The organism is Paractinoplanes brasiliensis, assembly GCF_004362215.1.
Taxonomy (GTDB): Bacteria; Actinomycetota; Actinomycetes; order Mycobacteriales; family Micromonosporaceae; genus Actinoplanes; species Actinoplanes brasiliensis.
In genome coordinates this window covers 1,180,734-1,202,758 of the sequence record NZ_SNWR01000002.1, presented here as the reverse complement: position 1 = coordinate 1,202,758, position 22,025 = coordinate 1,180,734, and the positions used below count along the sequence as shown (strand labels likewise).

General features: G+C 70.9%; 23 protein-coding genes. 21 read left to right on the top strand and 2 right to left on the bottom strand.

Features of this window, described 5'->3' with window-relative positions; all coding sequences use genetic code 11:
- The first annotated feature begins 62 nt into the window (after nt 1-62).
- From C8E87_RS37595 to C8E87_RS37510, 18 genes are all read left to right on the top strand, one after another.
- Entirely contained in the window at nt 63-341 is a 279-nt protein-coding gene (locus tag C8E87_RS37595) for an MSMEG_0570 family nitrogen starvation response protein (RefSeq protein ID WP_133878136.1), read from the top strand.
- Nucleotides 338-1,633 carry an MSMEG_0569 family flavin-dependent oxidoreductase gene (locus C8E87_RS37590; protein ID WP_133878135.1) on the top strand — a complete coding sequence of 432 codons (1,296 nt, stop codon included), beginning with the start codon at nt 338-340 and terminating at the stop codon, nt 1,631-1,633. The genes C8E87_RS37595 and C8E87_RS37590 overlap by 4 nt, the downstream gene beginning before the upstream one ends.
- 181 nt (nt 1,634-1,814) lie before the next feature.
- A complete protein-coding gene (locus tag C8E87_RS37585; RefSeq protein ID WP_133878134.1) occupies nt 1,815-2,618 on the top strand; it encodes an amidohydrolase family protein in 804 nt (267 codons plus the stop codon).
- A gap of 11 nt (nt 2,619-2,629) precedes the next feature.
- Entirely contained in the window at nt 2,630-3,142 is a 513-nt protein-coding gene (locus C8E87_RS37580; protein ID WP_133878133.1) for an MSMEG_0572/Sll0783 family nitrogen starvation response protein, read from the top strand.
- A gap of 5 nt (nt 3,143-3,147) precedes the next feature.
- The gene (locus tag C8E87_RS37575) at nt 3,148-4,200 is read left to right on the top strand and encodes an MSMEG_0568 family radical SAM protein (RefSeq protein ID WP_133878132.1); all 1,053 of its coding nucleotides are present in this window, start codon (nt 3,148-3,150) and stop codon (nt 4,198-4,200) included.
- A gap of 55 nt (nt 4,201-4,255) precedes the next feature.
- A complete protein-coding gene (locus C8E87_RS37570; protein ID WP_239080109.1) occupies nt 4,256-5,617 on the top strand; it encodes an MSMEG_0567/sll0787 family protein in 1,362 nt (453 codons plus the stop codon).
- A 64-nt stretch (nt 5,618-5,681) separates the two neighbouring features.
- On the top strand, nt 5,682-6,497 hold the full coding sequence (locus C8E87_RS37565; RefSeq protein WP_133878130.1) for a carbon-nitrogen hydrolase family protein: 816 nt from the start codon (nt 5,682-5,684) through the stop codon (nt 6,495-6,497).
- The gene (locus tag C8E87_RS37560) at nt 6,497-7,321 is read left to right on the top strand and encodes a carbon-nitrogen hydrolase family protein (protein WP_133878129.1); all 825 of its coding nucleotides are present in this window, start codon (nt 6,497-6,499) and stop codon (nt 7,319-7,321) included. Before C8E87_RS37565 ends, C8E87_RS37560 begins: the two co-directional genes overlap by 1 nt.
- A complete protein-coding gene (locus C8E87_RS37555) occupies nt 7,318-8,355 on the top strand; it encodes an MSMEG_0565 family glycosyltransferase (RefSeq protein WP_133878128.1) in 1,038 nt (345 codons plus the stop codon). Before C8E87_RS37560 ends, C8E87_RS37555 begins: the two co-directional genes overlap by 4 nt.
- Nucleotides 8,356-9,134: 779 nt before the next feature.
- Nucleotides 9,135-11,351, top strand: coding sequence for a glycoside hydrolase family 9 protein (locus C8E87_RS37550; RefSeq protein WP_133878127.1), 2,217 nt, complete (start codon nt 9,135-9,137; stop codon nt 11,349-11,351).
- A 42-nt stretch (nt 11,352-11,393) separates the two neighbouring features.
- Nucleotides 11,394-11,966 carry a DUF2087 domain-containing protein gene (locus C8E87_RS37545; protein WP_133878126.1) on the top strand — a complete coding sequence of 191 codons (573 nt, stop codon included), beginning with the start codon at nt 11,394-11,396 and terminating at the stop codon, nt 11,964-11,966.
- Between the two features lie 172 nt (nt 11,967-12,138).
- Nucleotides 12,139-12,522: a hypothetical protein gene (locus tag C8E87_RS37540; RefSeq protein ID WP_133878125.1), complete on the top strand. Its 384-nt coding sequence runs from the start codon at nt 12,139-12,141 to the stop codon at nt 12,520-12,522.
- A gap of 508 nt (nt 12,523-13,030) precedes the next feature.
- Nucleotides 13,031-14,149 (top strand): ABC transporter substrate-binding protein, encoded by a 1,119-nt coding sequence (locus C8E87_RS37535; RefSeq protein ID WP_133878124.1) that lies wholly within the window; start codon nt 13,031-13,033, stop codon nt 14,147-14,149.
- Nucleotides 14,142-15,041 (top strand): ABC transporter permease, encoded by a 900-nt coding sequence (locus C8E87_RS37530; RefSeq protein ID WP_239080108.1) that lies wholly within the window; start codon nt 14,142-14,144, stop codon nt 15,039-15,041. Before C8E87_RS37535 ends, C8E87_RS37530 begins: the two co-directional genes overlap by 8 nt.
- The gene (locus C8E87_RS37525; RefSeq protein ID WP_239080107.1) at nt 15,029-15,832 is read left to right on the top strand and encodes an ABC transporter permease; all 804 of its coding nucleotides are present in this window, start codon (nt 15,029-15,031) and stop codon (nt 15,830-15,832) included. The genes C8E87_RS37530 and C8E87_RS37525 overlap by 13 nt, the downstream gene beginning before the upstream one ends.
- Nucleotides 15,829-16,884, top strand: coding sequence for an ABC transporter ATP-binding protein (locus tag C8E87_RS37520; RefSeq protein ID WP_133878123.1), 1,056 nt, complete (start codon nt 15,829-15,831; stop codon nt 16,882-16,884). Before C8E87_RS37525 ends, C8E87_RS37520 begins: the two co-directional genes overlap by 4 nt.
- A gap of 51 nt (nt 16,885-16,935) precedes the next feature.
- Complete coding sequence (locus C8E87_RS37515) at nt 16,936-17,730, top strand: M15 family metallopeptidase (RefSeq protein WP_133878122.1); 795 nt, start codon at nt 16,936-16,938, stop codon at nt 17,728-17,730.
- Between the two features lie 57 nt (nt 17,731-17,787).
- Nucleotides 17,788-18,537, top strand: a complete 750-nt coding sequence (locus C8E87_RS37510) for a class I SAM-dependent methyltransferase (protein WP_133878121.1) — start codon at nt 17,788-17,790, stop codon at nt 18,535-18,537.
- Between the two features lie 114 nt (nt 18,538-18,651).
- On the opposite strand, the gene C8E87_RS37505 is transcribed toward C8E87_RS37510, so the two are convergent.
- Complete coding sequence (locus tag C8E87_RS37505; RefSeq protein ID WP_133878120.1) at nt 18,652-19,278, bottom strand: hypothetical protein; 627 nt, start codon at nt 19,276-19,278, stop codon at nt 18,652-18,654.
- A gap of 67 nt (nt 19,279-19,345) precedes the next feature.
- On the opposite strand from C8E87_RS37505, the gene C8E87_RS37500 reads away from it, so the two are divergent.
- From C8E87_RS37500 to C8E87_RS37490, 3 genes are all read left to right on the top strand, one after another.
- Entirely contained in the window at nt 19,346-19,855 is a 510-nt protein-coding gene (locus C8E87_RS37500; RefSeq protein WP_133878119.1) for an NUDIX domain-containing protein, read from the top strand.
- On the top strand, nt 19,827-20,114 hold the full coding sequence (locus tag C8E87_RS46035; protein ID WP_239080106.1) for a hypothetical protein: 288 nt from the start codon (nt 19,827-19,829) through the stop codon (nt 20,112-20,114). The genes C8E87_RS37500 and C8E87_RS46035 overlap by 29 nt, the downstream gene beginning before the upstream one ends.
- 109 nt (nt 20,115-20,223) lie before the next feature.
- A complete protein-coding gene (locus tag C8E87_RS37490) occupies nt 20,224-21,039 on the top strand; it encodes a cobalt-precorrin-6A reductase (RefSeq protein WP_133878118.1) in 816 nt (271 codons plus the stop codon).
- 106 nt (nt 21,040-21,145) lie between these two features.
- Here the strand turns inward: C8E87_RS37490 and C8E87_RS37485 are convergent, their stop codons facing one another.
- Entirely contained in the window at nt 21,146-21,925 is a 780-nt protein-coding gene (locus C8E87_RS37485) for a CbtA family protein (RefSeq protein ID WP_133878117.1), read from the bottom strand.
- Nucleotides 21,926-22,025: the final 100 nt, after the last annotated feature.

The following is a 22,025-nucleotide window of genomic DNA, read 5'->3' as shown; positions in this document are numbered from 1 at the left end:
CTTGACTGGGCTCCATCACCAGCCGCCTCACCTGGGCGGACGGGCCGGATCAGGGGTACGCCATGCCGGAACGGTACGTGTTGGTGCGCTGGCCGGACGGCGTGGCGCAGAGGATCTATTCACCTTCGACAGTGGTCGAGGACTTCTTCTCGGCGGGGCAGCGGATCCCGGTCGGCGAGTTCGTCGCCGTGAGCCGGCAGGCCCTGACCGAGGCCTCCGAGCGCGTGCGGCAGGCGTACGGATTCCCGTGCGGCAACGCCGCCCGCAGCCTGGCGCTCGTCGAGGCCCGGGCGATCGCGCAGCCGTCCGGTGATGTGCTCGTCGAGGGGATCGAGTCGTGAGCGCCCACGTCGGCGTGGCCGTGATCGGTGGCGGGCAGGCCGGGCTGAGCATGAGCTGGTATCTGCGGCAGCGCGGCGCCGACCACGTGGTGCTCGAACGCGACCGGGTGGGTCACGAGTGGCGCGACCGGCGCTGGGACTCGTTCTGCCTGGTCACCCCGAACTGGCAGTGCCGGCTGCCGGGCTACGCGTACAGCGGGGACGACCCGGACGGGTTCATGGCCGGCGCCGAGGTGGTCACGTTCCTCGAGAAGTACGCCGCCTCCTTCGACCCGCCGGTGCGTGAAGGCGCCGAGGTGAGCCGGCTCCGGCGTACGGGGAAGGCTTTCGAACTGGTGGTGAACGGCGAAGTGCTCACCGCGGACCAGGTCGTGATCGCGACGGGCGGCTATCACCGGCCGGCGATCCCGCGGGTGGCCGAGCGGCTGCCCGCCCACATCGTGCAGGTGCACTCGTCGCAGTACCGCAACCCGCGGCAGCTGCCCGAAGGCGACGTGCTGGTGGTCGGGACCGGGCAGTCGGGATGCCAGATCGCCGAGGACCTGCACCTGAGCGGACGGCGGGTGCACCTCGCGGTCGGCAGCGCGCCCCGGGCGGCCCGGCGTTACCGCGGCCGCGACACGCTCGCCTGGCTGGACGAGATGGGCCACTACGACAGGAGCGTGCACGAGTTCGGCGACGCCGACGAGGTGCGGCTGCGCGCCAACCACTACATGACCGGGCGGGACGGCGGGCGCGACATCGACCTGCGGCGCTTCGCGACCGAGGGCATGAGCCTGTACGGGCGGCTGCGGGGCGTCGAATCCGGCACGATTGCGTTCGGCGGGGACCTGGCCCGCAACCTGGACCACGCGGACGCGGTCGCCGAGGGCATCAAGGACGCCATCGACGCCTACATCGAACGGGAGCGGATCCCGGCGCCGGTGGAGAAGCGGTACGAGCCGGTGTGGACGCCCGGCGTGCCGCGGACCTCCCTCGACGCCGGCGCGATCGGGTCGGTCGTGTGGGCCACCGGGTTCCACCGCGATCACCGCTGGATCGAGGTGCCGGTCTTCGACGGCCGTGGCTTTCCGGCGCACGACCGCGGCGTCACCAGCTGCCCGGGGCTGTACTTCCTCGGGTTGCCGTGGCAGCACACGTGGGGTTCGGGACGGTTCGCCGGCGTGGCCCGCGACGCCGAGCACCTGTGCGCGCAGATCACCCGGGCCCGCCTGATGCAGGTCACCGAGGGCGTGAGCTGGCTCGCCGGCACGCCGACCGAGACGTACCCGGACCTGGAGTGGGCGGCATGACCGACTGCACCGGAGCGGGCGGAGCGGGTGTAGGGCCAGGAGGGCATGCCCTGGGGCTCAGTATGACCGACTGCACCGGAGCGGGCGGAGCGGGTGTAGGGCCAGGAGGGCATGCCCTGGGGCTCAGTATGACCGACTGCACCGGCGTCAGCGGGGCGGTCGCCGGGCCAGGAGGGCCGGTATGACCTACGACGCGCACCGGCATCTGGGGGTGCTGCCGGCCTATCCGTTCTACGGCGGGCCGCCGGTCAAACCGGACGTGACCGCCCGCGCCACGATCGACCAGCTCCTCGCCGACCTCGACCGGGAAGGCACCGAGCGGGCGCTGATCCTGCCCAACTACGGAGTGCCCGACCCGGAGGTGGCGTTCGGCTTCAACGACCTGGTCGTCGAGGCCGCCCAGCGCGACGACCGGCTGCGCTGCGGGTTGTGGGTCAGCGCGAAGGCCAGCGACCGGGCCCGCACCGAGCATGCCCTGAAGCTGGCGGGCGAACCCGGCGTACGGGCTCTGAAGATCAGCTTCCTGCTCGGCGGGAGCATCGACGACCCGGGACTCGAGCCGATCTTCGCCGCCGCCCGCGAGCACAACCTGGTCGTTCACGTGCACACCTCGCCCGGCGCCGCGTCCGACATCGACCAGGTCGGCAAGCTGGTCGACCGGCACGGCGACGACGTCCGCATCCATCTCGTGCACTTCGGCGGCGGGATGAGCGGGCACATCAAGCTGATCGGCGGCCGGTTCTTCGACTGGATCGCCGCCGGCAAACAGGTCTACACCGACCTGTCGTGGGCGATCGGCTTCGCCCCGCGCTGGCTGGCCGACGAGATCGACCGCCGCGGCCTCGGCCACGACCGGGTGCTGTTCGCCAGCGACGAGCCGTGGGGCGACCACGCCGGTGAACTGGCCCGCCTGCGAGCCGCGGCGGCCGGGCGCGAGCTCGGCGACGCCGTTTTCCGGACCACCTTCGACAAGCTCTACACCTGAAGGAGATCACCGTGACCGACCTGACCGACCTCGAGCAGAAGAGCCTCAACGAGATCCCGCACCCCGCCCTGGCCGAGGGTTCCAGCATCTACGGCGGCACCAAGGTCTTCCCCGACTACAAGGCCGAGGAGGGGCAGAGTTACTTCACGCTCGTGCACGGCATCGCGCACGAGTCGTCGGTCAGCTTCGTCGCCGTCCTGCAGGCCACCCGGGCGTTGCGCAAGGGCTTCGAGTCGGCCATCTACTTCTACGGACCGGGCTCGCTCAACTGCCTGGCCACCCGCGGCTTCCCGACCACCGGCACCAGCGCGTTCCCGGGCGAGCACAACATCAACAATTCGCTCAAGACGTTCATGGCCGAGGGCGGCAAGGTCTACTGCTGCCGGTTCGGCCTGTCGCTGCACGGCGCGCGCGAGGAGGACCTGATCGAGGGGGTCATCCCGACGCACCCGCTCGACGTGCAGGACGCGCTCATCCACTACGCGCGCAAGGGCGCGATCATCAACTCGACGTACCAGCTCTGAAAAGCATGTCCATCGACGTTCGAGCCGACCTCGCCGTGCGCGGCGTGCGGGTGCCCACGCCCGTGCGCCGGCCGGCGGGGGCCGGTCCCAGCGACGACGGTCACCTGGTCGTCGAAGGGGGCAACGCCGCCCTCCCGATCAACCCGCAAAGCCCTTATTCCGTACGGGATGACAAGCTCTGGCTGGGCGAGACCGACACCGGGCTTTCCCTGTCGGTCGTACGCCGCCCCCGCTTCTACGACCTGACAACCGCCGACGGCGTGCCCTACGAGCAGATCGCGCGCCTGCACGGCAGGGATGTGCTGGCCACGACGGTGGTGCAGACCTGCATCCGGTACGCCGAGGAGCAGCGTTGCCGGTTCTGCACGATCGAGGAGTCGCTGCGGGCCGGGGCCACGATAGCCGCGAAGACGCCCGCCCAGCTGGCCGAGGTGGCCGCGGCGGCGGTCGAGCTCGACGGCGTACGGCAGATGGTGATGACCACGGGGACGACCGCCGGCCCTGATCGCGGGGCGCGCAACCTCGTGCGGTCGGTGCGGGCTGTCCTCGAACGCGTGCCCGGCCTGCCGATCCAGGTGCAGATCGAGCCGCCGGGTGACCTGGCCGTCCTCGACGAGCTGCACGCGGCCGGCGCGGTGTCGATCGGCATCCACGCCGAGGCCCTGGACGACGAGGTCCGCCGCCGGTGGATGCCGGGCAAGGGCGCGGTGCCGATGACCGAGTACGAGGCCGCCTGGGACCACGCGGTCGCGGTGTTCGGCCGCAACCAGGTGTCGACGTACCTGCTGATCGGCCTCGGCGAGGACCCGGACGACCTCGTGGAGGGGTGCCGCGGGTTGATCGCCCGGGGCGTGTACCCGTTCGTGGTGCCGTTCCGCCCGATGGCCGGCACCCTGGCCCGTCGCGACGGCGTCACGGCCCCGCCGCCGTCGCTGGTGCGCGACGTCTCGACGCGGGTGGCGGCGCTGCTGCGCGAGGCCGGGATGCTCGGCGCCGACCAGTCCGCCGGGTGCGCGGCGTGCGGCGCGTGCGGCGTCCTGCAGGCGGCCGGCGGATGACCGCGCAGATGCGGGGACTGCCCGGGGCGTGCGGCTCCACCGGGGGCGGTGCCGCGTGACTGATCTCGTTCCGGCTCTGCTGGGGGCGCCCCGGTTCCTCATCGGGCCCGCCCGGACGCGTGCCGACCACGACCGGCTGCGGCGGCGAGTGTTCGTGCACGAGCAGGGGTTGTTCACCGGCAGCGACCTCGACGATCGGGACGACGACCCACGCACGATCGTTCTCGAGGCCCGCGATCCGGGCGGCGCTTTCCTCGGCGGCGTGCGGCTGGGGCCCGCCACGGACGGGCCGGACATCGGCTGGTGGCAGGGCGGACGCCTGGTGGTCGACCCGGATGTGCGCGGCGCCCAGCGGATCGGGCCGGCGCTTGTGCGGGCCGCCTGCGCCGCCGCCGAGCAAGCGGGGGCGTTGCGGTTCGACGCGACCGTGCAGGTCCGGTTCAAGCGGATGTTCGAGCGGCTCGGCTGGGACGCCGTACGGCCGGTGACCGTCGCGGGGCGGCCCCATCACCTGATGCGCTGGCCGATCGGGCGGATCGCGGCCCTGGCGGCGGCGACCAAGAACCCGCTGGGTGGCCTGCTCGGCGGGCTCGATCCGGGTGGGGCCGGGTTCGTCGGGGACGACGGGGCCCCGGTGCCGGGAACGGATCTGATCGCCGCTTGTGACGCGATCCTGCCGTCGATGGTCGAGCGTGACCCCGAATGGGCGGGCTGGTGCGCTGTGCTGGTCAACGTCAACGACCTCGCGGCGATGGGGGCCACGCCGGTCGGGCTGCTCAACGCGGTCGGGGCCCGTGACACCTCCGCCGCTTCGAAGATCCTCGCCGGGCTGCGGGCGGGGGCGCGGGCGTACGGCATTCCCGTGCTCGGCGGGCACACCCAGCTGGGCGTTCCGGCGGCCCTGTCGGCCACCGCGCTCGGGCGAGCCGCCCGTCCCGTGCCGGGTGGGGGAGGACGACCCGGCCACCGGGTCCGGCTGACCGCCGACCTGGGCGGACAGTGGCGGCCCGGCTACCACGGGCGGCAGTGGGATTCGACCTCCGGGCGTTCCCCGGAGGAGCTGCGGCAGATGCAGGGCTTCGTGGCGGCCGCGCAACCGGCGGCGGCCAAGGACGTGTCGATGGCGGGCATCGCCGGGACGCTCGGCATGCTCGCCGAGGCCGGTGGATGCGGGGCGGTGCTGGACGTGGCAACGGTGCCGCGACCGGCCGCGGCGTCGATGGGGGACTGGCTGACCTGCTTCCCCGGGTTCGCGATGCTCACCGCCGGGCCGCACCGGCAAGCGCCGGCGGGACCGGCGGTGACAGCCGACTGCGGCGAACTGACCACCGGATCCGGGGTCGGTCTGCGCTGGCCCGACGGGGATGTGACCGAGGCGCTGACCGGCCCGGTGACGGGAATGGGGGCCGCGGCGTGAACGGTGCGGTGACGACGGGCCGGTTCATGCTGGGCGTGCGCCGCGATCCGCTAGGAGGGACAGCATGATCAAGGTGGCTGCGGTCGCGGAGGCGTTCGACCGCGACCTCGACGAGGACTTCAACCGCATCGAGAAACTGGTCACGGCGGCGCGGGCGGACGGCGTACGGCTGCTGGCCCTGCCCGAGGCGTGTCTCGGGGGCTATCTGGCCGACCTGAACGGGCAGGCCGAACTGCCACCGGCCCTGCGGCTGGACGGGCCCGAGATCGCGCGGCTGATCGACATCGCCGGCGACATGGTGGTGTGCGCGGGGTACTGCGAGGACAGCGGCGACGGCACCCGCTACAACAGCGTCGTCTGCGTCGGCGACGGGCGCGTGCTCGGCAACCACCGCAAGGTGCACCAGCCGCTGCGCGAGGACGCCAGCTACTCGTCGGGGGAGTCGTTCGCGGCGTTCGACACGCCGGTCGGCCGGATCGGGCTGATGATCTGCTACGACAAGGCGTTCCCGGAGTCGGCGCGCACGCTCGCCCTGGACGGCGCCGAGATCATCGTCTGCGTGTCGGCGTGGCCGGGATCCCGGACGAACGCCCCCGAGGACCTGGCCGACGACCGCTGGACCCGGCGGTTCGACCTGTTCGACCGGGCCCGCGCGCTGGAGAACCAGGTCGTGTGGCTGTCGGCCAACCAGGCGGGCACGTTCGGCTCGCTGCGGTTCGTGTGCAGCGCGAAGATCGTCGACCCGGGCGGGGACGTGCTGGCCACCACCGGCTGCGTGCCCGGCATGGCCGTCGCCGCCGTCGACGTGGCCGGCTCCCTCGCCGACGCGCGGCGCTACATGGGACACCTGCGCGATCGCCGACCGGCCGCGTACGTCTGATGGCGGCGACCAGGATCGCGGCCGCCGCGGCGCACTTCGGCCGGGACCTCGGGCACGACCTCGGGCGCATCGGGAAGCTGATCGGCGATGCCCGCGCCGCCGGGGCCGCCCTGCTCGTGCTGCCCGACGCGGCGCTCGGCGGATACCTGGCCGACCTGCGCCACCCCGACCCGGCCGCGTTCCCGCCCGCGATCAAAACCGACGACCCGGTCTTCGAGCAGATCGCGGCGGCGGCCCGCGACATGGTCGTCTGCGTCGGGTTCTGCGAGGCCGACGGCGACGACCGGTACAACGCGGCGGTGTGCCTGACCGGGGACGGCGTGCTGGGCCGGCACCGCAAGGTCCACCTGCCCGCGGCCGAGGGCGTCGCGTACCGGGCCGGCGACACGTTCGCGGCGTTCGACACGCCCGTGGGGAGGATCGGCATGCTCATCGACTACGACAAGACGTTCCCGGAATCGGCCCGTACCCTGGCCCGCGACGGCGCGCAGATCGTGGCCTGCCTGTCGGCCTGGCCCGCCAGCATCACCAACGCCGCGCCGAAGATGTCGCAGGACCGGCAGTCCCGCCTGTTCGACCTGTACGACTGTGCCCGCGCCGCCGAGAACCAGGTCGTCGTCGTGTCGTCCAACCAGACCGGGGCGGCCGGCGGGATGCGCTTCCTCGGCCAGGCGAAAGTGGTCGGCCCCGGCGGCAACGTGCTGGCCCGTACGTGGGCGAAGGCGGGCCTGGCCGTGGCCGAGCTGGACGTCGCCCACGAGATCGCCGCCGCGCGCCGCGTCCTCAGCCACCTCGACGAGCTGCGCCCCGGAGCGTACCGGTGAGGATCGCGCTGCTCACCTACTCGACCCGGCCGCGCGGCGGGGTCGTGCACACCCTGGGGCTGGCCGAGGCCCTGGCCGCCCTCGGACACGACGTCACCGTGTGGACCCTGGGCCGGGGCGGCGGCTTCTTCCGCCCTGTCGACCCGCGCGTGCGCCTCGCCGTGGTCCCGTTCCCCGACATCCCGGGCGAGCAGGTCGGCCCCCGCATCCTGCGGTCGATCGCGCTGCTGCGGGAGGCTTTCACCCCTTCCGCGTACGACGTTGTGCACGCCCAGGACTGCATCAGCGCCAACGCCGTGGACCGTTGCGTGCGCACCGTCCACCACCTCGACCAGTTCACGACACCCGAGCTGGTCGCCTGTCACGAGCGTGCCCTGACCCGCCCGTACGCCCACATCTGCGTCTCGGCCGCAGTGGCAGCCGAACTGCGTGCGGGCTGGGGCCTGCACGCCACCGTCATCCCGAACGGCGTCGCCTACTCCCGCTTCGCCTCGGCTGCTCCACTTTCGTCGGACACCCCCTATGTGCTGTCGGTCGGTGGCATCGAACCCCGCAAGGGCTCCCTCGACCTGTTACGGGCGTACGCCCTGATGGGCTCGTCCCACCGCCTGGTCATAGCGGGCGGCGAAACCCTGTTCGACTACCGCTCGTACCGCGCCTCGTGGGACGCCCTGGCCGCCTCCCTGGACGTGACCCCTTCGGTGCTGGGCCCGGTCGCCCACGACGACCTGCCTTCACTGATGGCCGGCGCGGCCGCATTCGCTTTCCCCTCCACCAAGGAAGGCTTCGGCCTCGCCGCCATGGAGGCCCTCGCCGCCGGCGTTCCCGTGGTGGTCCGCGACCTCCCCGTACTCCGCGAGGTCTTCGGCGACGCCGTCCTCTACGGCACCGGCCCGGACTCGCTGGCTGCCGCCCTGACCACCGCCGTGAAGGAACCCTCGCCGGAACGCCAGGCCCTGGGCCGCGCCCTGGCGGCCGCCCACACGTGGGAAGCCGCCGCCCACCGGCACATCGAGTTCTACGAGTCCCTCTAGCACGAAAGCGCCGAGCCTTCCCGTCCGCGTTCCCGGGCGCCCTTCAGACCCTTGTCCGCGGCACCCCTCGTCCTGCGGGGCATAGCTGGTCCTGCGGGGCATAGCTGGTCCTGCGGGGCATAGCTGGTCCTGCGGGGCATAGCTGGTCCTGCGGGGCATAGCTGGTCCTGCGCGGTATAGCTCGTCACGCGTGGCATCGCTCGTCCTGCGTGGTGGGACCGCAGAGGGGTCCGCATCGGGGCGATGGCCGGAATTCGGCGGTGCCGCGTTTCTGCTCATCCTGCACTGGGGTCGTGTGGAGGGCCGGGTGTCACGTCGGGGTTGGTCTTCGGGCGCAACCACGCACGCAGGTCGCCGTGGTGGGTTTCGCGTTCTGGACGCGCAGCGGCCAGCGAAGCCCGCCGCGGCCCTCGGCGGGAGCGACGGTCTGCACCCACCACCCCGCTACGACATCTGCTTCTTGGTTTTGATCTATGGGAGTGGCGGATCTATCCCGCTATGTGCCTTTGGAGGCGGCGAATCCGTCCTGCTATGACATCTGCTTCTTGGTTTTGATCTCTGGGACCGGTCGACCTGTCCCGCCACGGGTCTTCGGAGGCGGCGAACCCCGCCCCGCTGCGACACCGGCTCTTGCTCTTGACCTTGGGGCAGAAGCGGACGATGTCCGCGACAATCTGGGAGCGCTTCCAGTTCGTGACCGCTGCTCGTTGATCTTGTTGCTCGGATGCATTGTTTCGAGTTCGTTGACAGGGCATCACCAGTGCTATCAATATGTCTCCATGTCTCTATGGGAGCGCTCCCGGAACGTGGCCGTGATCGGGGCGGCAATACTTGTCGGCACAGGGCTGGCTGTGCCGGGGCCGGCCAGTGCGGCCGAGGTGGAACAGATCGTCAACGGCGGCTTCGACAACGGCACTGACCCGTTCTGGGCCAACGGGGGCATGACGCTCGCGCTGGACGACGGGCGGGCGTGTGTCGACGTGCCGGGCGGCACCGCGAACAAGTGGGACGCGATCGTCGGGCAGAACGACATCGACCTGGTCGCGGGGGAGAACTACCGGTTCTCGTTCGACGCCAGTGGCAGCGCGGCCCGGTCCGCGCGCGCGGTGGTCGGGCTGGCGGTCGACCCGTACGACACGTACTTCGAGCAGTCGCCGGTGCTGGGGGACACGCAGCACTACGAGTGGACGTTCACCGCGAGCACCACCACGGCGCAGGCGCAGGTCGCGTTCCAGGTCGGCGGCAGCCCGGATCCGTGGAGGTTCTGCGTGGACAACGTGTCGCTCGTCGGCGGGGTGCCACCCGAGGTCTACGAGCCCGACACCGGGCCGCGGGTCCGCGTCAACCAGGTCGCCTACCTGCCCCAGGGACCCAAGGCCGCCACGGTCGTCACTGACAAAACGGACGCGCAGCCGTGGAAGCTTGCCGACAAGAACGGCAGGACCGTAGCCCAGGGGCGCACCAAGCCGCGCGGGGTTGACGTCTCCAGCGGGCAGAACGTCCACACGATCGACTTCAGCAGCGTCAAGAAGCAGGGCGCCGGATACACCCTGACGGCCGACGGCGAGACCAGCCGGCCCTTCGACATCAGCGCCGACGTGTACACGAAACTGCGCACCGACGCCTTGAAGTTCTACTACACCCAGCGCAGCGGGATCGCGATCGACGAGGCCTTGCGCCCCGGCTACGGCCGCCCGGCCGGTCATGTCGACGTCGCGCCCAACCAGGGCGACGGGGACGTGCCGTGCCAGGCCGGCGTGTGCGACTACCGCCTGGACGTGCGCGGCGGCTGGTACGACGCGGGCGACCACGGCAAGTACGTCGTCAACGGCGGCATCTCGGTGTGGGAGCTGCTCAACGCGTACGAGCGGACCCCGGGCCTGCGCAAGGTCGGGCTGAACATCCCGGAGAGCGGCAACGGCACCCCCGACCTGCTCAACGAGGTGCGCTGGGAGCTCGACTTCCTGCTGAAGATGCAGGTCCCGGCGGGACAGCCGTACGCGGGCATGGCGCACCACAAGATGCACGACCAGAACTGGACCGGGTTGCCGCTGCTGCCGCACCTCGACCCGCAACCGCGTGAGCTGCACCCGGTGTCGACCGCGGCCACGCTCAACCTCGCGGCCACCGCCGCGCAGGCCGCCCGCATCTACAAGAAGTACGACCGTGCGTTCGCGCAGGAGGCGCTCGCCGCAGCCCGCACCGCGTACGCCGCAGCCAAGGCCAACCCGGCCCTGCTCGCGCCCGAGTCCGACGGCGTGGGAGGCGGCGCCTACAACGACGCCAAGGTTTCCGACGACTTCTACTGGGCGGCCGCCGAGCTGTTCCTCACCACGGGGGAGAAGCAGTACTCCGCGGACGTGCTCTCGTCGCCCGAGCACACCGCCGACGTGTTCGGCGCCGGCGCCTTCGACTGGGGGAACACGGCCGCGGCCGGCCGCCTGGACCTGGCGCTGGTGCCGAACCGTCTGCCCGGCCTGGACAAGGTCAAGGCCTCGGTGATCGCGGGCGCCGAGAAGTACCTGGCCATTCAGCGGCAGCACCCGTACGGGGTTCCGTACGCGCCCCCGAACAACTCGTGGGACTGGGGCTCGAACAGCATCATCCTCAACAACATGGTCGTCATCGCGGCAGCGCACGAGCTGAGCGGCAAGGACAAGTACCGTGACGGCGTGCTGACCGGGCTCGACTACATCCTGGGCCGTAACGCGCTCAACATCTCGTACGTGACCGGGTACGGCGAGGTCAGCTCGCAGAACCAGCACAGCCGCTGGTACGCCAAGCAGCTCGACCCGGCCCTGCCCAACCCGCCGGTCGGCACCCTCGCCGGCGGCGCCAACACCTCGATCCAGGACCCGTACGCGCAGAGCAAGCTGACCGGCTGCGTCGGGCAGTTCTGCTACATCGACGACATTCAGTCCTGGTCGACCAACGAGCTGACGATCAACTGGAACGCGCCGCTGGCGTGGATCGCGGCTTACGTGGCGGCCCTGTAAAACGGGTCGCTTCGGCGGCGCGGGTGAGCCTAGGTTGACGGGATGTCTGCCGAAGCCGCCCGCGCCGCCGAGATTTTGTCCCAGCTCGCCATCCCGCTGCGGTTGCGGGCGTACGCGGAACTGGTGCAGCGCGGCCAGGAAGGCGCCACGATCGCCGAGCTGGCCTACATCCTCGACGTGCCCGTGCAGACCGCCGGCGAGACCTTGGCCCGCCTGGTCGGGGCCTCCCTCGCCACCGGCACGGGCAACGGCGTCTATCGCGCCTCGCCGGGCGAACTGCGCGAGGCCGCCCAAGCCATCGACCGCTCCCAGCCGATCGCTTCCTACCTGGCCGACTATCCCCAGCTGCGGGCCAACTTCACCCACGGGCGGCTCACCTCGATGCCGCCCACTTTGAGCGAGCGCTACACGCTGCTGGGCGAGTTGCTGTCCCGCTTCCTGGCGCTCGAGGGCCTGCACACCGAAGCGGAGATCAACCGCCGCCTGTCCGAGGTGACCGACGACGTGGCCGCGGCCCGCCGCATGCTGGTCGAGACGGGCTGGCTGGAAAGGGACCAGTCCGGGTCCACGTACGGGATGGGCCGGCGCGTGCCGCAACAGACGTCCCCGTCCTGACCCTTGACGGCGTCGGCCCGCAGCTCCGTCCACTACCGGGTTCGACGGTCACGCGTGCTCTCCCACGCTGCGCTGTCACCGGCCCCCGTCCGGATTCGTCCGGGATGGTCGGCGTCGGCCGGCCGCGTCAATAGCGTCGGGTCATCCACACATCAATGGGGGTGAGTTACCGATGCGTCCTTCCTTCACACGTACGGTGGCCGTGCCGGCGATCGCCACGGCTGCGGCCGTGGTCGGTCTGGCCACGCCGGCGCAGGCCAGTCCGTATCCGTGCAACCCGGTCGGCACGGCCGGCAACGAGATCTGCATCCAGCAGATCAACGGGAACACCGGCGTCAACATGTGGTACTGGAAGCGGGCCGGCAACCCGGTGACCGTCCGGTTCAGCTACCGCGCGAACCTCGGCAACCTGACCCACTGGGACAACGGCTGGTTCGTGGCCGGCGCGACCAACATGTACTCGTTCGCCTGGAACAACACCAACCCGCCCGCGTGCATCGTCGGCACGCTGCATGTCTCCAACGGCGAGAAGCACAACGTGAGCCGCTGCCGCTGACCCGAGCCATCCGTCTTCCGCCAGTAATCTCCCGCCCGTACGGGGCACGGTTGCGCACCCGGCGATTACCGGGAAGACAGGTCACCTGCGGCTTGGCGGTCGGCTGACTCGCGGCCCGGTTCGCCGGGTCAGCCGGCCGCGCGGGCATGTCGTTGCAGCGGCCGGGGCAGGCCGCTCGGCAGGTTCGAGGAGACCGGCATCGACCCCGGTCTCCTCGAACATGTCCCGCCGCGCCGTTCGCCGGGCTCGACCTGCCCACCGGTTGATCAGGGGCAGCACCTCCCGGGTGAAACCGGCAGTGGCCGGGTGGGCGAAAACGATATGCGCGTGGGCCATCGGCCAACCATATGCATCGATCATGTTCGGCTATACGATCACGGCATCGGCTTGACGGGGATCAACGCGGAACTGTCGCCTTGCCGACGTGTTCTGGTCGCCTGCTGTCAAGCAAGCACTTTCATGATCACCCAGCGTGTGCCGGTCCGGTGCGCGCAGAGGGAGGAACACGGTGCGCATTCTTACCCGTACGATCGCCGTCGCTGTGGCGGCCACCACCATAGCCGCGTCGGCGGCCTGCTCGCCGCCCGAGAAGGAGTCGGAGTCGTCCGGTTCCGGCGCGGCGAGCGCGACCAGCGCGGCCGACCTGGGCGGGCTGGACAAGCTGGTCGAGGCGGCCAAGGCCGAGGGCGAGCTCAACGTCATCGCGTTGCCGCCGAACTGGGCCAACTACGGCGAGATCATCAAGACGTTCGGCGACAAGTACGGCATCAAGGTGAACTCGGCCCAGCCCGACGGGTCCAGCCAGGACGAGATCAACGCGGCCAACCAGCTCAAGGGGCAGGGCGGCGCCCCCGACGTGTTCGACCTCGGCGCCACCGTGGCGACCGCCAACGTCGCCATGTTCGCGCCGTACAAGACCGAGAAGTTCGCCGAGGTGCCCGACAACCTGAAGGACCCCAACGGCGCGTGGGTCAACGACTACGGCGGCTACATGTCGATCGGGTACGACAGCGCCAAGGTCCCGGCTCCGGCCAGCCTCGACGACCTGCTCAAACCGGAATACAAGGGCAAGGTGGCGCTCAACGGCGACCCGACCCAGGCCGGCGCGGCGTTCGGCGGCGTACAGATGGCCGCGATCGCCAAGGGCGGCAGCGCCGAGGACATCAAGCCCGGCGTCGACTTCTTCGGGCAGCTCAAGAAGGCCGGGAACCTGCTCCCGGTCGACCCGAGCTCGACCACCATCCAGAGCGGTCAGACCCCAGTGGTCTTCGACTGGGACTACCTGAACGCATCCGAGGCCACCAAGCTCGCGACCTGGAAGACGTTCGTTCCCCAGGGCGCCGTGCTCGGCTCGTACTACGTACAGGCGATCAACAAGGACGCCCCGCACCCGGCCGCCGCGCGTCTGTGGCAGGAGTTCCTCTATTCCGACGAGGGCCAGAACCTGTGGCTCAAGGGTGGCGCCCGGCCGGTGCGGGCCGAGGCCATGGAGAAGGCCGGCACGATCGACAAGGCCGCGTTGGAGGCCCTGCCCAAGGTCTCCGGTGATCCGGTCATCCCCACCGAGGAGCAGAACACCAAGGCCAAGGAGTACCTGTCGGCGAACTGGACGAAGACCGTTGGCTGAGGCAGCCGCCGGCGCCCCGCGGAGCGTGACCCCCCGGTCGCGCCTGCGGGGCGTCACCTCCCTGCTTCCCACGCTGCCCTTCTTCGCGTACGTGACGGTCTTCCTGCTCATCCCCACGTTGGTGGTCGTGATCGGCGCGTTCGCGGGCAACGACGGCGGCGTCTCACTGGACAGCGTCAAGGCGCTCGGCAACGAGGTCATCCTGGACGCGTTCGGCCGCAGCATCGCGCTCTCGGCAATGAGCGCGCTGATCGGCGCGGTCCTGGGGGCGCTTCTGGCGTACGCCTTGACGACCGCGAAACCGGGCGGGGTGCTGCGCCGTACGGTGACCGCGGCGGCCGGTGTGCTGGCCCAGTTCGGCGGCGTCACGCTCGCCTTCGCGTTCCTCGCCACGATCGGACTGTCCGGTTTCGTCACCGTGTGGCTGCAGGACACGTTCGGTTTCAACCTGTACGAGAACGGGGTGTGGCTGTTCGAGCTGCCCGGCCTCACGCTGATCTACACGTACTTCCAGATCCCGCTCATGGTCATCGTGTTCCTGCCCGCCCTCGACGGCCTCCGTCCCCAGTGGCGGGAGGCGACCGAGAACCTCGGCGGCACCACCTGGCAGTACTGGACCAGGGTGGCCGGCCCGCTGCTCGCACCCGCATTCCTCGGTTCCACCCTGCTGCTTTTCGCCAACGCCTTTTCCGCGTACGCGACCGCGGCCGCACTGGTCAGCCAGGGCAGCCCGCTCGTGCCGTTGCAGATCCGCGGCGCCCTGACCAGCGAGGTGGTGCTCGGCCAGCAGAACCTGGGCAAGGCGATGGCGCTGGGCATGGTCGTCGTCGTGGCCCTCGTGATGACCCTCTACGCCCTGCTGCAGCGAAGGACGTCGAAGTGGCTGGGGTGATCGCACGCCGCGCCCGCCGGCAGCGCGTGTTCCGCTGGGCCGTGCTGCTCGCGCTCGGGGTCTTCTTCGTGCTCCCGTTCGTCGCGATGATCGAGTTCTCCACCCGCGACCCGGAGACCTGGCCGTTGCTGGTGGACTGGCCCGCCCTCCGCGAACGCTATCCGGCGCTGGCCGAGGGCATCGTCAACTCGCTGCTGCAGGCCGCGTTCACCGCCGTGCTGATGCTGCTGCTGCTCGTGCCGACCGCCGTCTGGGTGCGGTTGCGGCTGCCCCGGCTGCGGCGGCTGATCGAGTTCATCTGCCTGCTGCCGCTGACGATCCCGGCCATCGTGCTGGTCGTCGGGCTCGCGCCGGTCTACGCCTGGGTCACCTACTTCCTCGGCGGCTCGTCGCTGACGCTCGTGTTCGCGTACACGGTCCTGGTCCTTCCCTTCGCCTATCGCGCCGTCGACGTGGGCCTGTCGGCGATCGACGTGCGGACGCTCGCCGAGGCGGCCCGGTCGCTGGGCGCCGGCTGGGGCACGGTGATGTGGCGGGTCGTGCTGCCCAACATCCGCTCGGCGGTGCTGTCCGCGGCGTTCCTGACCGTGGCGCTGGTGCTCGGCGAGTTCACCATCGCGTCGCTGCTGAACCGCACCAACCTCCAGGTCGCGATCAACTTGCTGGGCAAGAGCAGCGCGACCATGTCGGTTGCCGTCTCGCTGATCGCGCTGCTGCTCGCCTTCGTCCTGCTGCTGCTTCTGTCCCTGCTGGGCGGACGCCTCCGAAAAGCCAAGGAGCCCACCCCATGACCGGCGTCGCCGTACAACTGCGAGAGCTGCGCCGCACGTTCGGCGCCGTGCACGCCCTCGACAACCTCGACCTGGCCATCGAACCGGGCGAGTTCGTGGCCCTGCTCGGCCCGTCCGGCTGCGGCAAGACCACGGCGTTGCGGGTGCTGGCCGGCCTGGAGGACGCCGACAGCGGGCACGTGCTCGTCGGCGGCAAGGACGTGACGGGGCTGCCCGCGAACCGTCGCGACATGGGCATGGTCTTCCAGGCGTACAGTCTCTTCCCGCACCTGACCGCCCTCGCGAACGTGTCGTTCGGCTTGTCGCTGCGCGGGCGCTCCCGGTCCGCCGAACGGGCCGGCGAGATGCTGGAGCTCGTCGGGATCAGCCAGTTCGCCGACCGCTACCCCCACCAGCTCTCCGGCGGGCAGCAGCAGCGGGTCGCCCTGGCCCGCGCGCTGGCCATCGAACCCAGCGTGCTGCTGCTCGACGAGCCGCTGTCGGCGCTCGACGCCAAGGTACGCGTGCAGTTGCGCGACGAGATCCGCCGCATCCAGACCGAGGTCGGCACGACGACGCTGTTCGTCACGCACGACCAGGAGGAAGCCCTGGCCGTTGCCGACCGGGTCGGCGTGATGCGGGCCGGGAAGCTCGAGCAGCTGGCCGCCCCCGCCGACATCTACCTGACTCCCGCGTCGCCGTTCGTGGCCGAGTTCGTGGGCCTGAGCAACCGGCTTCCCGGGGTTGTCACCGGCAACGAGGTCGAGGTCCTGGGCACGCGCCTGCCGCTGCTCGCGCCCGCCTCCGGTTCCACCTCCGCCTCCACCTCCGCCTCCGGTTCCGCGGGGCCGGTGACGGTCCTCGTGCGTCCGGAATCCGTGCGGGTCACGCCGGATGCTGAGGGCGACGCCGCGGTGCTCACGACCAGCTTCCTGGGGCCGATCAGCAAGGTCACCGTGACGGTCGGCGAACACCTCGTGGTGGCTCAGGTGGCGACCGACCGCTTGCCGTCCCTCGCGCCCGGCACCCCCGTACGGGTAAGCCTGTCGCCGAACCCCGTCGCGCTGGCCTGATTTTCACGTTTCGCTGCGACACGCCCGCCGGCCTTCGTACGGTCTGTAGCCGTGCCCAAACGTCTGATCGCGGTCCTGACCGCCCTGCTGCTCCTGCCGGTTCTCGCTCCCACCCCGGCCGGAGCAGCGGCGACGGTCTGGCACGTGGTGCGTCCGGGCGAAACGCTGTCCTACGTCGCGGCGCTGCGCGGGGTGACCGCCGGTGAACTCGCCGCCTGGAACGGCATCCCGGCCAACGTTCCCGTGCAGGTCGACGCGGTTCTGCGCCTCAACCAGCCCGACGTCCCACTGCCCGATTTCCGTACGCGCATCGAGCTCGTGACCCCCGCCTCGGTCAACTGGAAGCCCCTCAAACGCTGCCCCGTCCTGCCGATCAACCTGCGCCGCGTCTGGGTCTCCTACATCGACTTCACCGGCGCCCACCGCGACGGCAGCGTGGTCGTCCGCAAGGACGTCGCCGAACGCGCCCAGCAGGCCTTCGGAACCCTGTACCGCTGGCGGTTCCGCATCATGGGAATGGCCCCTATGAGCATCAACAACCCCACCGAGAAGAACATGGCCACGGTGACGGCCGGCTACAACTGCCGAGCCGTCGGCGGCACCTCGGTCTGGTCAGAACACGCCTCCGGCACCGCCATCGACATCAACCCGTTCCAGAACCCGATGATCCGGGGCCGCTCCATCGCCCCGGCGGGCAGCCAGTTCTATCTGCAGCGCGACCGCTACCTGATAGGAATGGTCCACCCGGAGGGCGCGGCCCGAGCCTTCATGTGGAACGACTTCCATTGGGGCGGCCGCTGGACCAGCCTGAAGGACTACATGCACTTCAGCCTGACCAACAAGTGACGACAGGCCTTGCCGGCACGGCCGTGCCGATCGGTGGGGCGGGCCTACATTGGTGGCATGGCGGAGAGCCGGTTCGACGGGTGGACAGCCGCGCATTACGCCCGGTTGTGGCCTGAGCTGTTCGAGCCGTCGCTGGTCGAGGCGACGACCGACTTCCTCGCCGGGCTGGCGGGAGGCGGCGCGGCGCTGGAGTTCGGCGTCGGCACCGGGCGCATCGCCATTCCACTGAGCCGGCGCAGGATCCCGGTGTACGGCATCGAACTGTCGGCGGCGATGATCAGGGAGCTGCGGGCGCAACCGGGCAGTGACGCGGTCACCGTTTCGCTCGGCGACTTCGCGACCACCACCGTCGACGGCTCGTTCTCGCTCGTCTACCTGCTGCGCAACACCATCACGAACCTGACGACGCGCGAGGAGCAGGCACAGGCCTTCCGCAACGCCGCCGGGCACCTCGGAGCGGGCGGTCGTTTCGTGATCGAGAACTACGTTCCCGTCCCGGCCGAGTCGCCCCGGCTCTTCGCGGACACCGGCCAGCACCGAGGCGTCGAGGTGTACGACGTCGGCAAGCAGATCGCGGTTTCACACCACACGTGGATCCTCGACGGCGAAGTCCACACGTACGCGTCCGCCCACCGCTACGTCGGGACCGCCGAGCTCGACGACATGGCACGCGCGGCCGGCATGAGTTTGCGCGAGCGCTGGGCGGACTGGCAGCGCGGCCCGTTCACCGACACCAGCCCGGCCCACATCTCGGTCTGGCAGGCCCGGGTCGATCTCAGCCGTCCCGGGACGGCTGAGAACGATTGACGCCGCGCGAACCGCCGCCCTCGGCAGCACCGATGACGGCACGGTCGAAGTACCTGTCGACCGGGGCACCGGTGAAGCCGCCGCTCACCGTACGCGTGGCTCTGCTCGACAGAGCTACGCCTGTTCCAGGTCGAGGAGGTAGCCGACAGTGGTCCGGGCGGCTCCGGCGCGTTGGACGACCGCGACATCTTCGCCTCGCCCGCGGGTGACGCGGCCGCTGCCCGGTAAGCCGTCCAGCCGGACGACCCGGTGGACGAGCCATGTCCGTACGGCGTGACGCAGCAGTTCAGCCTCGGGTTCGTACGCCCCGGTCTCGTACGGTTCGGCGATGCTCAACTGGCCCCGCACGCGTGTCCACATTCCCGGCTGCGGCACCGGCGCGGCTGGATCCGAGCCGGTTTCCCGGTACACCCCGAGACGCGGGAAGCCGGGCGACGGTCCGGCGGCCGCCTCGCTGACATAGATGCCGAGCCCGTCGACGTCGAGCATCCACCCGGCCGCCCAGGCGGTGTTCTCCATGGCGACAGGCCGGCCGACCAGGTCGTAGACGCCACGGTTGTCCGGGAGCGCATGATCCCCGGGCGTGAAGGTCACCGTTGGCCGGCCGTCGTCATCCTTGCCCACCGGGGTCCGGTACCGGCAGTACAACGCCAGAGGCATCTCGACCAGGCCGCCGACCTCGGCGGTGAACCCGTCGCTGCCCACCACACTGTCGGGGACGAAGACATCACGCCACAGCATGTTCACACACTGATCTTGGGTCATGGGCCGGCAGAAATGTGTCGTACCCCCTCACTAGGTTGCCGGCATGAGTCGTGAGGAGTTGCAGCGGCAGACGTTGGCAGCCGCGCTGGGCGATGCCGGCATGGTCCGGGACGTGTTCGACGACGTCGATGGCTGGGTCGCTTCCGTCGGTCCGAGCCCGCCTGATCCGTTGGGGGCCGAGGTGTGGGTGTTCGATCCAGGGCTGTCCCGGGTGCTGCTGGTGCGACATCCGTGGCGGGGCTGGGTTCCGCCCGGCGGGCAGGTCGAGCCCGGCGAAACGCCCCGCCAGGCGGCGCGGCGGGAGCTGTTCGAGGAGACCGGGGTCGAGGCCGATCTCCTCGCACAGCCGGCTGCGGTCGACGTCCGGTCGTACAAGACCGGCGAGCCACCGACCCTGAGCCTGTCCTATGCCGCGTTCGGCGACCCCTCAGCAACGCTGGTGGCCGAGCCCGCTCAGCCCGCCGCGTGGATGAGTCTGGATCAGGCATGGGAGAGCTGGTTTCCCGATGACCGGTTCCGGATGCGTGAGTATGCGCAGGGGCTGGTCGACTGACAGACTGTGGAACCTGGTCAACTGGGAGGACGTCACCAAACACTTCGACGCCGCCCGCGCCGCCGGCACCCCGATCATCGTCGACCCTGACGATGGATGCCGCCGCCGCGCTCGCCGCCCGCAACGTGCCGCCGCCCGCAACGTGCCGTCGGCCGCAACGTGCCGCCAACATCGCGGTGACTTCGGCGACGTCGAGGGCGGCGGCCGGGCGAATGGGCAGCGGGCGATACTGGGGCGGTGGATGGACAGGCCCGCCTGACGGGGCGGCTCATGGTGGCGCTGCTCGAACCGGCTGAGCGGGGCGAGGTCGCGGCGGGCTCGGCCGGCCCCGTGTACGCTCCCGCGGTCCCGGTGGTCGGACGTCACCCGTGAAGGTCCTCGTGCTCGGCGGGACGGGCGAGGCCCGTGCGCTCGCGGACGCGCTGGTCGAGGACGGCGCCGTGGTCGTGACCTCGCTCGCGGGACGGGTCTCGCGTCCTCGGCTGCCTGTCGGACAGGTACGCATCGGCGGTTTCGGCGGCGTTGACGGGCTGGCCGCTTACCTGGCGGAGAGCGGCGCCGACGCGGTGGTCGACGCGACGCACCCGTTCGCGCAGCGGATCAGCGCCAACGCGGCAGTGGCGTGCCCGGCGGCCGGAGTGCCGCTGGTCCGTCTGGAACGTCCGGGCTGGGCCGTCCGTCCGGAGGCGCGCACGTGGCACTGGGCAGGCGACCACGGTGAGGCAGCCGGCATGGCGGCGCGGCTGGGGGAGCGACCGTTCCTCACCGTCGGGCGGCAGTCGCTCGCCCACTTCGTCGAGCCGCTGCGCCGTCATGCCTGCCTGGTTCGGGTGGTGGACGAGCCCGACATCGCTCTTCCGGCGTCCTGGACGCTGCTGCGCAGCCGCGGTCCGTACACCGTCGGCAGTGAGCGGGAAGTGATGGCGGGCGCGGACGTCCTGGTGACTAAGGACTCCGGCGGTGACCACACGGTGGCGAAGCTCGTGATCGCCGCGGAACGCGGGATGCCGGTGGTCGTGGTGCGCCGTGCCGGCCCGCCGGCCGGGGTACGGATCGTCGGTGACGTCGAGGCCGCACTGGCGTGGATCCGGGCACTGCCCGCTCGCTGGCATGGGCGGTGCTGGCATGGGCGGTGCTGGCATGGGCGGTGCTGGCATGGGCGGTGCTGGCATGGGCGATGCTGACAGGGGCGATGCTAGGCACGGGCGGTTGCTGACAGGGGCGGTTGCTGACACGGGCGATGCTGACAGGGGCGGAGCTGACAGGGGCGAAGCCGCAGGGGGAAACGGCTCAGAGCGCCGCGGCCAGCTCCTGACGGCGTAGCCGTTCGGCGGCCCGGTCCGCGTCGCGTCCGACCAGACCGGTCAGCACCACGCCCAGGACCGCCCACGTCGCGGCCAGGGTCATGAGAGACGAGAGGCGGAAGTACCAGAGCGTGTCGGCAGGGAAGTCACCGACTTCGTTGACCGTCGGCAGCACAGCACCCGCGACCACGACGACCACGAGGTAGGCGCCGGCGGCGGCCAGCACCGCCGGATAGGCGCCCAGCCGGGGCAGCAGACGGCGGGCCAGGAGCACGGCACCGACGGCGGCAGCCAGGCTCAATGCCCAGAACCCGAAATACAGGGCGGTCCGTTCGCTGATCGTGTCGCCGGAGCCCACCGCCGGTGGTGTGGCGGGGTACTTGAGGAACGGCACGAGGGCGGCGGCGACGAAACCGACGGCGGCCACCGTAGCGGTGCTGGCCCGTGCGGACAGTCCGCCGAGGCGCCCGGCGGCGAAGGCAGCGGCGAGTGCCGTCGCTCCACCGAGGACGATGCCCACCAGGACGGTGCCCAGCGCCAGGCCCCCGGTCGACTGGGTGCCACGCGAGACCGCGGCCTCCTCGTCGTGGCTGTGGGGTTGCCCGGCGGTTGCGGTGTCGTGCGTGTGCTCGGCGGCGCCGGCTTCCTCCAGGGCGATGGCCGCGTCGATCTGGGGTTCGGCGACGACGTAGGAGACGAGGAAGGCGGCGAAACCGGCGATGAGTCCGGCCAGCAGCCCGTGGACGAGAAACGTACGTGGGGTCATCGAGGGTCCGTTCGAGAGCCGGCCGCGGGCAGCACGAAATGCCGGCGGCGCCGGGAACGAGGAAGAACGAGGAATCCGGACGGCCGGACGTGTGCCGCTT